The organism is Winogradskyella sp., from assembly GCF_045105575.1.
Taxonomy (GTDB): Bacteria; Bacteroidota; Bacteroidia; order Flavobacteriales; family Flavobacteriaceae; genus Winogradskyella.
Window position 1 is genome coordinate 96,916 of sequence record NZ_JBGCDQ010000022.1, and the last position, 11,480, is coordinate 108,395.

Here is an 11,480-nt window from a genome sequence, read left to right on the forward strand (position 1 = left end):
ATCACAAATTTAAAGCTTTTAAAACAGTTTGTTTATAGGTTTGTCCGATAGGAATAACATGTGTGTCAATAGTAACTTGATTACCAGAAAGCCGATTCATACGATTAAGGTTGATACTATAGGATTTATGTATTCTAAGAAAATAGTCTGGCAAAGTGGCTAATAATTTTGAAAACGTACTATGGGTCATAATAACGCTATCTTCGGTGTGGACTTTAACATAATCACCAAAAGCTTCAACATATTGAATATCTTGATAGAACACTTTGTGTAAGGTCTTATTTTCCTTCAGAATGATAAAATCATCAATAGTTTCAGTCGGACTTGATTGATGAATAACTTTGTTTATAGCCGTTAAAAAACGGTCGTAAGCAATCGGTTTTAGTAAATAATCTACAGCATTAACTTCAAAACCATCCACAGCATACTGCGGATAAGCGGTTGTAAAAATAACTTGTGGTGGATGTTTTAAAGTCTTGTAAAAATCTAAACCTGACTGTTGTGGCATATTAATATCTAAAAACAGGACATCTACAGTTCCATGTAATTGCAAGTATTTGAACGCTTCAGCCGCATTGTTGCAGGTCGCTTTTAAATCTAAAACTTCTGTTTCTGAAACAAAATGCTGCAGTACACGCTGAGATGATAATTCATCATCAATAATTAAACAGGTTATGGATGTCTTAGGCATTATTTGTAATTTTTAGAGTCACTTTGAAGATAGTATCTGTCGCTTCAATAGTAAATTGATGTGCGTTAGGATACACTAAATTTAAGTTATTTCTCAGGTTTTCTATACCCACACCAGAATGTTTATCCACAAGTGTATTCTTGGTATTTAAATTGGCATTAGTAATTTCAAAATGAAATTGGTCGTTTTTTTGAGAGAGTGCAATAGTTATTGGCGTTTTGGTTTCGCCAGCGATAATGCCATGTTTATAGCTATTCTCTAGCAATGGCAGCAATAACATCGGATAAATTTTAAATTGCTTATCAATAATATCAATTCTAAAATCAGTAGCAGTCGGTGTTTCTACACGATGATTCTGAAAGGCGATATAATTCTGAAGTAGGGTAATCTCATCTGCTAGTGCCACACGTTGGGTATCAGAATCATAAATCACATAACGTAAAATATCTGAAAGCTGAACAATGGCTGACGTAATCCCTTCCTTTTTATCAAGTGCCAAGGCGTAAACAACATTTAAAGAATTGAATAAAAAATGCGGATTTATTTGTGCTCGTAAGGCAGAAAGTTGCGTTTCTATTTGTTGGTTTTTTAATTTTAAAATGTTGTTTTCATTGGTATTAAAGTAAAACCAATCTTCTGCTAATTTTAAAAGCGTTGCGGCGAATAAAAAGATCACAAATACCAATAATATGTCCACTTGCGATAAATATGAAATAAAGAAATAACTCGGAAAAAGGATATCTAAAATGGGTTGAAGCAACCATGAGCTTAATCCAGCAAAAACGATTAAATTAAGTGAAAAAAGTATGATATAAGCCAAATACTTTTCTTGTTTTAAAAACTTCGGAATGAACATATAAAAGTTAAGACTAACAGGAATAGCAAGTAGTACCAAAAACGTAACAGTATACATATAGTCTACCGCAATAGGAACTTGTCCTTTGGAAAATACAAAGATTAAAATCACAAAAGCCAATAACCACAGTACACCATTAAAAATAAGTGGTCTGTGGTAATTGGCTTGTTTTATGAGGTAATTTAAGTTAAGGCTTTGCATCTACTTTAGCTAAAGTTAATTGGTCTGAAGATTTCCATTTCTTTTGTTTTTTCTCGTAAGATTCAAATAAGCCTGCTTTCACATATTTGGTTAAAAAAGCATATAATTCTTCAGATGATGCTGTGAGTAGTAACGTGTCTTCTGGACCTATTTTTTCGTGCTTTATTCTAATTTTTTCACCTTCAAATAAATCTTTAAGGCGTTCTTCACTGAGCCAAGATAAGGACAATTCTTCGTCAGAAGTCATATCTAACTTACTTACAGAGTGGGTCTTCAATAAATGTTCTGCAGCCAAACTATTAATTTCATCGTCTTCAATTTCTAAAGGTATAAAATCCATAAAATAGTGCTGATCTATTTTAAAAGGCATAGCAATAAAACCAGCTTGCTTTTCATTTTTAATATAAGTTACATAATAGCCGTCTTTATAAGCCTCAAAAGCAATTAAGTCTTCTTTAGATCTGACTTCGGAAGGGTTTCGATCTTCTTCAAATTTAGCACGCATAGACTCTATTGTCCAAACCCCTTTTTTCTGATCGACCCAATTGCCCAATAATTTTTCATTAAAACTCAAACTGTCTTTGGTGTAAAACGGTTGTAGCGATTTTACAATACAAGAGCTGAAAAGTAAAACAGCTAAAATTAAAATAATGCCTTTAGTTTTCATAATATATAGGTTTTAAAAGTTCTGGCTAAATTCTACATATGGGTGCGTTGCTGCAACTAATTTCGACAAACAAGAGTCAACGCATGCTAAACAAAGTTATTGCAACTAATAAAGAAGGCCAATTGCCTTCTTTATTAATAAATTTAAAATATGATTTGTAAAGGTTACAGCTTATCGCAACTTAGGAAAATCCATAGGACTCAATTCGTACATCACATCATAAACCGCTTCAAAAATATCTTCAACAGATGGTTTTGAAAAATAATCACCATCCGTACCATAAGCTGGTCGGTGTGGTTTGGCTGCTAAAGTTTTTGGTGCACTATCTAAATACTGAAATGCATTTTGTGTATTTAAAATTTCATTCAGAATATAAGCCGCAGCTCCACCTTTCACATCTTCATCAATCACCATTACCCTATTGGTTTTGGTAATACTTTTTACAATATCATGATTAAGATCAAATGGAAGTAACGATTGCACATCAATGATTTCTGCATCAATACCAACCGCTTGTAATTCTTTTGCCGCTTGTTCTACCAAACGCAAGGTAGAACCATAAGACACTAGCGTAATATCATCTCCTTCTCTAATGGTTTCAACGACACCAAGTGGTGTTTTAAATTCACCGATGTTATTAGGTAACTTTTCTTTTAGTCGGTAACCATTTAAACATTCCACCACTAAAGCAGGCTCATCACTTTCTAATAATGTATTGTAGAAACCCGCAGCTTTGGTCATATTTCTTGGTACCAAGACATGAATACCTCTTACGAGGTTTAAAACGCCTCCCATTTGAGAACCAGAATGCCAGATACCTTCTAAACGATGGCCTCGTGTTCTTACAATTAAGGGAGCTTTTTGACGTCCTTTGGTTCGGAATTGAACCGTTGCCAAATCATCACTCATAATTTGTAAGGCGTATAAAATATAATCTAAATATTGAATTTCTGCGATAGGACGTAATCCACGCATCGCCATACCAATGCCTTGACCAATAATTGTGGCTTCTCTAATGCCTGTGTCAGACACTCTAAGTGCTCCGTATTTATCTTGAAGTCCTTCTAAACCTTGATTGACATCACCTATATAACCAGCATCTTCTCCAAAGATTAAAGTTTCAGGATACTGACTAAAAATAGCATCAAAATTATCTCTTAAAACCACACGTCCATCGACCTCTTCAGCATCAGCATCGTAAGTAGGAACAACCTCACCTTGGTTTAAAGCATTTAGTGAAGATTCACTATGTAAATGCGAACTGTATTTAGGTTGAATCGCATTGATATAGTTAGTAATCCAATTTTGAAGTGTTAGTTTTTCAGCAGACGATTCTGACACTACAAAGCGCAAAGCTTTACGTGTTGCAGATAACAGGTCTTTTCTCAGCGGCTCATCTATAGCTTCTAAATCATTTTTTAGTTTTCTAATAAATACACCATTTGGACTTGACGCGGCCAAGTTTTCTAATAAGCTAAGCGCTTCTTTACGTTCGGCAATAATAGGATTGATAAATGCCTCCCATGCTGCCTTTTTGCCTTGTCTTACGTCTTTTTTAATATTACGCTCTAAAGCAACAAGTTCATCATCTAAGGCAATATTATTTTCAATAATCCATTTGCGCATTTGCACATTACAATCGTATTCTGCCTCCCAAGCCAAACGCTCTTGATCTTTATAGCGTTCGTGAGAACCAGAGGTTGAATGTCCTTGAGGTTGAGTCAATTCTTGTACATGGATCATTACTGGCACATGCTCTTTTCGAGATATTTGAGCAGCACGTTGGTAGGTATCCATTAATTCAGGATAGTTCCAACCGTCAACTCTAAAAATTTCGTAACCTTTTTCTTCTCCGTTACGCTGAAATCCTTTTAAGATTTCTGAAATATTTTCTTTAGTCGTTTGGTGTCTTGCATGTACTGAGATGCCGTAATTGTCGTCCCAAATGCTAATCACCATTGGCACTTGTAACACACCTGCAGCATTAATGGTTTCAAAAAACAAGCCTTCGCTTGTACTTGCGTTTCCTATAGTTCCCCAGGCAATTTCATTCCCTTCCTTAGAAAAGTTAGTGGTATCGATACCTTTAACTTCTCTATATATTTTAGAGGCTTGTGCTAAACCTAACAGTCTTGGCATTTGCCCAGCGGTTGGCGAAATATCTGCACTCGAATTTTTCTGTTCTGTAAGATTGTTCCAATGGCCATTGGCATCTAAACTGTGCGTGGCAAAATGACCTCCCATTTGTCGGCCAGCAGACATCGGCTCTTCTTTTATGTCGGTATTGGCATACAAACCTGCAAAGAATTGCTCAATGGTTAATTCACCAATCGCCATCATAAAGGTTTGATCTCTGTAGTAGCCAGATCTAAAATCTCCATTTTCAAAGGCTTTAGCCCAAGCAATTTGAGGAATTTCTTTACCGTCACCAAAAATGCCAAACTTTGCCTTACCTGTTAACACTTCTCTGCGACCAAGGAAACTGCACTCACGACTTGTAACCGCAAGTTTATAATCGTTTAAAACCTCAGCTTTAAAATCTTCGAACGTAATCTCTGTTTTGGTGTTAGGGTTTGTCTTCATGTAGGTCATTTTTAAGTCATGCGAAAGTACAAAAAATTAAAATTTTACGCAACCGCAAAGAGGCTTATAATTTTGATGTATTCTCAATAAATTAAAGAAATATTAGCGAATTCTTCAAATAAAAATAATAAATTAACATTTCAATAAGAATTTACTAATACCACCTCCTTGTAAAAAGCCCTACAAGTACTTTAGGGTCTACCGTAAACATAAACCGAATGCGTTGGTCGTAATCGGGTTGTGCAATTTCCCAACCTCGGTTAGAATAAATAGGAAAATAGATTTCAAAATAATCTTCTACAAGATTTAAACGAATACCAGAATCGTAAACGAATTGCGCTGAACTAAACCTATTTTTCACCAATCCAACATCACCATAAGCTTGAATATAACGCCAAATAGACGTATTGAAATTGGCCGTGGTCATCCATTGATTAGCAAAAGGAGTGTCTAATTGCGATTTAAAACCACCTTCTGCAATGATAATTTGTTGACTGAAAAGTCCGGCATCTTCCGAACGTCCTAAATAATTAAAATCGAATAAGTAATCCGTCGGTCGGTCTAAAGCAAAGCTGAAAAAATTTGAATTAGGATCGGTGCGATTATCTAAAAAGACACCTGCAAAAAATCTAAAATTAATATTTCGGTTGCCCTTTGTTAGTTTTCTAAATTCATAATTCACAGAAAGCTTACTGAATTTATCAGCGAGTTGAAAATCCGTATTAAATCTCGAAAAATTAATAAGCCCTGGACTAAAATGTGTATATCTTAAATTAAACACACCATAATCTGGTTCATCAATAATAACGGTAGCATCAGGACCAAGAGTACGCTCAATGCTGACGTATCTCGCCAGAATCTGATCCACTTTATCAGATCTTAAATCCGTATGATCTCTAAAACGAAAAGAAATTGTAGGACGTATACGACTAAAAAAAGCATCTTCTGCAAACGATTGATAACCGGCTGAAATGCCATAAGTGATATCAAAAAGATTGGTGTTCTCTAAATTATGGGTATAAAAAACAGAGGTCGAACCCGTTAAAGATCGCGACTTTGTAGCATATTGTGGCGAAAATCGATAGTTAAGACGCTTTCGTAAAACCGTTTTGTTGTAAACTTTAGTCCCGAGGGTTAGGCCATCATAAATATTATTGAATTCTACGAGTGGCATTAAAAATACCTGATTGTAATCTGGATCTTCAATATCTTTAAATACACGAAATTGAAAGGGCTTATTATTCAAAAATGAGCCTTTTACCGATTTATAATTATCGCGTTGATTAAATTCTGGAATCACATTATCATAATCCAATACAAACTTGTCAGTACTATCTTTTGGTAAGGTAATGGTCTTTTTACCTTCAATGTTTTCTACCCATAACTGATCAATAACAGAATCGTTCTTCAATTTAAAGAGCGAAATTGGCATACTATTATTGCGCTTATTCTTAATAGTCAACGAAATAGAATCTTCAGTTGTCTTGAGAGACGAAATTTTAAAATCAATTTTTTTACGTGTCCCAATATAATCTGTAAAGAACCAACGAACGTCTTTTTTAGTTTTTGAAGTAATAAAGGTTTCAAAATCCGAAATGGAAACCGGTTGTAATTGACGTGCTTTTACAAATTCGGTAATAGCATCCGACAGGTTAATGTCGTCCGTAAATTGATCTAAATAATTCAAACCAACTCCAGCCTTGTATTTTCCTGCGATATTAGCGTTAAATTTTGTCAAGGAATCCTTTGGCATGGCTATAGGCTGATCTAAATTTTTGCGCGCAATTTCCATAGAATACAGGAAATACTGAAAATTAAAATCTAAGTCTGAAACATGAAATGCTCTGATTCCCCAAAAATCAGCGAGTGATCCCAGAAGCTTCATGTCTGGGTAATAATCCTCAACATATTTTATTAAATAATAAATTTGAAGCCCTTCACTCAACCAATGCTCTTTTCTTGGATTGAGCAAAAGCGTATTATCAATATATTTTTTTAAAGCGGTTTTAAGTAGTTTCAATTCATATTGAAAATCTTTAGGAAATGGTCTAAAAAAGTCAGGAAGCTGGTTTAACCCATAAAGCGGATTCTTTTTATAATCAATAGACGTAACGAGTAATTGATTGTGCGGATAAGCACCAAAATGTTCGGTAAGATAACGTGTTATTTTGTCTGTTAATATGGCTTTTTCTGCGCCTTGTAAGCCTTTCTCATTAATATTAGAAATTATGGTGAAGTCATCGGTTTGCACAAAACCAAAACTCGGCAAGCGATGCAACGATAAATACGTATCCACACGATCTTTACCTTGAAGGATGGTGGTTTGCATTTGGTTGGCATCGTTAAGTGTATTGGCATTAAAATCGAGCTCTGAAGTCACTTTATAATTTCGAGGATAGGTAATACTTAGCCGAATGTCAGACTTTGGCACAAACATATCATCCAAGTTTTTATTACTATAATACTGCCATGCTCCATTGTAAATTGCAGGAGTGATGTACCAATATTTTAAATCAAAATTTTTGTCTTTAGTAATGCCGTAATCGGTAAACGTAGCATCTGGAATTTGAAGTTGGTAGTTTAAATTTATACGATACGAAGCATTTGGAACCAAGGGTTCTTTCAACACCACTTCTATAACATCTGGATGTGCTTTGAGTCGGCTATAATCCAGTTGCACACCAGTATCATTTTGAAGCGAGGTTATTACGGTAAAACCACGTTGTTCATTCTTTGCCAAATGAAATTTTGTGCTGAAGGCTTCTTCAAACCGTTTGGCTAAGGGTGTTGACTTGGTAGAATAGCTATGATTCCAATCATTAAGGTAAATGGTATCAAGAACCGTATTAGACGTGTTTTTATAAACAATCGTTTGTGCTATGGTAATGGTTTTGGTATCTACATTAACACTGGCATTAATGTCCATACTATTTTGCGCCAAAAGCATGAAGCCAGAAAGCATTAAAATAGTCGTTATGATAAGGGATTTGTTCAATTAGAAATAATGAATTTAATAGGATTTGCATTTCGACCAGCAACATTCAGAAAAAACAGACCGTCTTGTAAATCTGAGACTTCAAAGTATTGCTTAGAATTTGTAGTCATTTGAAACGTTTTTACCAATTGGCCTAAACTATTGTAAATCTGTAAATGCTTATTAAACAAATCTGCGTCAGTCACATGAAGGACTAAATGATTAGTGACAACAGTGGCTTCGAGATAAAAGCCAGATACTAAATTAACCTCATCCACACTCAAAAAGCTAGCAGCCGTTTCTAGTGTTAAGGTAACGGGAAGATGGTCACTAAAATTGTGTAAAGCATTTCTAATATCAAATTGAAATTCAGAGCCTGTCGTTTCACAGTCTGAAGAATTAATGGCTTGGTTGTAACAAGACGTTAAACCGTTATTACCAAATACCTGATACGAATCGCTTACATAATTTAAATTAGAAGACCCAAGCATATTTTCTGAGGTTAGAATAAAATCGAAACGATCATCAAAACCTCCACGTGTACCACCAAAACCAACAGCTGTTCTTGTAGATTGGGTAAATACATCTACAAAACTGCTGTTATTACTCCAACTGCCAACACGGTTTACAGGATCGGTAAACGTAATAGCATTAGAGGTATCTAACAATTCCTGAAAAGCAGATTCATTAGCCGTATATAAATTTAAATCACCTCCTAAAAGCACATTGACATCTGTAGGCAGTGTATTTAAATAAGCCTCTAACTCAACCACCATATCAAAACGACGCTGTGCATTTACAGTACCACTCGAAGCCTTGAGATGACAAACCACCACATACAATTCTACTGGATTTATATCTTGATCTATGGTATTGAGCTGCAATTTATAAACATTAAAATCCCGTAAATCCGTGGGCACAATAATTTCGGCTTCTAATGTAAATTTTGTGCTATCGTAATACAGTAAGTTCTGAAGATCGTTTTGGTTAGTCCCATTGTCATCAGATGTGTTAGATACATAAGTTGCCATTTCAAAATTAGAATTGATGGCGGTTTGTGTTGTATTAAAAATCGCTAAAGCACCATCGATATTGTTTAGTTCACAGACTAAAAACAAATCGGGTTGATAGTCGTTAAGAATGACGCTCAAATCATTAATACGATTAGGCACTGCATCTTCCAACGGGTAATTGAGTACATTATAAAACATCACCTTAATCGTTTCTTGTGCAGAAACATTAAAACATGCGCATAACATAACAATTAAAAAACCTGAGAATGTCTTCTTCATAGCATAGAACAAGGGCTTCAAAAAAACGTTTTGATTTTTTTGAAATTAAAAGGTTTAGAAATTAGGACTGAATCCATAATCTTTATAAAAGTCATTTAGAATAGTGATGACTTCATCTGCAGTATCTACAAGATGAATCAAATCTAAATCTTTAGCACTGATATTACCAGCATCTAATAAGGTTGTTTTGACCCAATCCATTAAGCCTCCCCAAAATTCGGTACCGACTAAAATAATAGGAAAGGTTTCAATTTTATGCGTTTGAATTAAAGTAATCGCTTCAAAAAGTTCATCCAAAGTACCAAAACCACCAGGCATCACTACAAAGCCTTGTGAGTATTTTACAAACATCACTTTTCTTACAAAGAAGTAATCGAAATCTAGGCTTTTATCATTATCGATATATGGATTGTCGTGCTGCTCAAAAGGCAAGTCAATGTTTAAACCTACAGACGTTCCGCCTGCCATATGCGCTCCTTTATTACCAGCTTCCATAATCCCTGGACCACCACCTGTAATCACACCATAACCTTGATCTACAATTTTAGACGCCATTTCTACGGCTAATTTGTAATACTTATGATCGGGTTTGGTACGTGCAGATCCAAAAATAGAAACACAAGGTCCTATTCTACTTAGTTTTTCATATCCGTTTACAAACTCACCCATGATTTTAAAAATCGCCCATGAGTCATTCGTTTTTATGGCATTCCAACCTTTGGTTTTTGCTTCGTCTTGCATATGTTTTTTTGTTTATTATTTATTTGGCTTTTGGCTGTTGGCTTTTGGCTGTTGGCTTTTGGCTGTTGGCTGTTGGCTTTTGGCTGTTGGCTGTTGGCTATTGGCTGTTTGTTTAGTAATTCTATTCGTTTTGAACTTTGAACTCTGAACTCCAAACTTCATGCTTCAAACTCCCAGCTTCATGCTTCATGCTTCCAGCTTAATGCTTCCAACTTCACGCTTCCAACGCTTCCAGCTTTCCGCAATATAATTCTTTTACCTAAACATCAGCAAAAGCCATTGGATATAATTACGCGAGTTCCTTTTTCAAGAATTTAGCCGTGTAACTCTTTTTATCTTTTATAATTTGTTCTGGTGTGCCTTTGGCAACGACTTCACCTCCACCTTTTCCGCCTTCGTAACCAATATCGATGATATAATCAACGGTTTTAATAACATCCAAATTGTGTTCAATAATTAAAACGGTATTGCCTTTGTCGGCTAATTTGTTGAGCACTTTCATCAATACACGAATATCTTCAAAATGTAAACCTGTCGTCGGTTCATCTAAAATGTAAAAGGTATTTCCGGTGTCGCGTTTACTTAATTCTGTAGCGAGTTTGATGCGTTGCGCTTCGCCTCCAGACAGCGTGGTACTTTGTTGTCCTAAAGTAATATAACCCAAACCAACATCTTTAATAGTTTTTAGTTTTCGGTGAATTTTAGGAATGTGTTCAAAAAAACCAACGGCTTCTTCAATCGTCATATTCAACACATCACTAATCGATTTGCCCTTGTAGCGAATCTCTAAGGTTTCACGATTAAAACGTTTGCCTTGGCAGGTTTCGCATTCCACATACACATCTGGTAGAAAGTTCATTTCAATGACACGCAAACCACCACCTTGGCAAGTTTCGCAACGTCCGCCTTTCACATTAAAACTAAAACGACCTGGTTTATAGCCACGAATCATTGCTTCAGGAATCTTAGAAAACAAACTACGCACCTCATCAAACGTCTTAGTATAAGTAGCAGGATTACTTCGTGGTGTTCTGCCAATGGGAGATTGGTTGATATCAATCACCTTATCTAAATGCTCTAAACCTTTGATGCTTTTGTACGGCATCGGTTTTTTCACACCATTAAAATAGTAGGCATTAAGTATAGGATAGAGGGTTTCGTTAATTAAGGTCGATTTCCCGCTGCCTGAAACTCCTGTAACACCAATCATTTGTCCTAAAGGCAAGGTAATATCTACGTTCTTTAAATTATTACCTGTGCAACCTTTTAAAACCAACTTTTTACCGTTGCCTTTGCGTCGGGTTTTAGGGATTTCAATTTCCTTTTCACCATTGAGATACGCTGCGGTTAAGGTGTGTTGTTTCAATAAGTCTTGTGGTGTGCCTTCACTAATGATTTCACCACCAAACTTTCCTGCAAAAGGACCAATATCAATGACATGGTCGGCACGTTCTATCATGTCCTTATCGTGTTCT

Annotated in this window: 7 protein-coding genes and 1 pseudogene; all 8 read right to left on the reverse strand. The window is 35.5% G+C overall.

Annotation, left to right across the window (positions count from 1 at the left end):
* Position 1: 1 nt before the first annotated feature.
* Positions 2-691, reverse strand: coding sequence for a LytR/AlgR family response regulator transcription factor (locus AB8B52_RS05530; protein ID WP_406026035.1), 690 nt, complete (start codon positions 689-691; stop codon positions 2-4).
* Complete coding sequence (locus AB8B52_RS05535; RefSeq protein ID WP_406026037.1) at positions 684-1,748, reverse strand: sensor histidine kinase; 1,065 nt, start codon at positions 1,746-1,748, stop codon at positions 684-686. The genes AB8B52_RS05530 and AB8B52_RS05535 overlap by 8 nt, the downstream gene beginning before the upstream one ends.
* A complete protein-coding gene (locus tag AB8B52_RS05540) occupies positions 1,735-2,415 on the reverse strand; it encodes a hypothetical protein (RefSeq protein ID WP_406026039.1) in 681 nt (226 codons plus the stop codon). The genes AB8B52_RS05535 and AB8B52_RS05540 overlap by 14 nt, the downstream gene beginning before the upstream one ends.
* A gap of 171 nt (positions 2,416-2,586) precedes the next feature.
* Positions 2,587-4,998, reverse strand: a complete 2,412-nt coding sequence (locus AB8B52_RS05545; RefSeq protein ID WP_406026041.1) for a thiamine pyrophosphate-dependent enzyme — start codon at positions 4,996-4,998, stop codon at positions 2,587-2,589.
* Between the two features lie 154 nt (positions 4,999-5,152).
* Complete coding sequence (locus AB8B52_RS05550) at positions 5,153-7,993, reverse strand: metalloprotease (RefSeq protein ID WP_406026042.1); 2,841 nt, start codon at positions 7,991-7,993, stop codon at positions 5,153-5,155.
* Positions 7,990-9,264 carry a T9SS type A sorting domain-containing protein gene (locus AB8B52_RS05555; protein ID WP_406026044.1) on the reverse strand — a complete coding sequence of 425 codons (1,275 nt, stop codon included), beginning with the start codon at positions 9,262-9,264 and terminating at the stop codon, positions 7,990-7,992. The genes AB8B52_RS05550 and AB8B52_RS05555 overlap by 4 nt, the downstream gene beginning before the upstream one ends.
* A 54-nt stretch (positions 9,265-9,318) precedes the next feature.
* Complete coding sequence (locus AB8B52_RS05560) at positions 9,319-10,005, reverse strand: TIGR00730 family Rossman fold protein (RefSeq protein WP_406026045.1); 687 nt, start codon at positions 10,003-10,005, stop codon at positions 9,319-9,321.
* Between the two features lie 289 nt (positions 10,006-10,294).
* A pseudogene (locus tag AB8B52_RS05565) lies at positions 10,295-11,480 on the reverse strand (excinuclease ABC subunit UvrA); the annotation flags it as partial.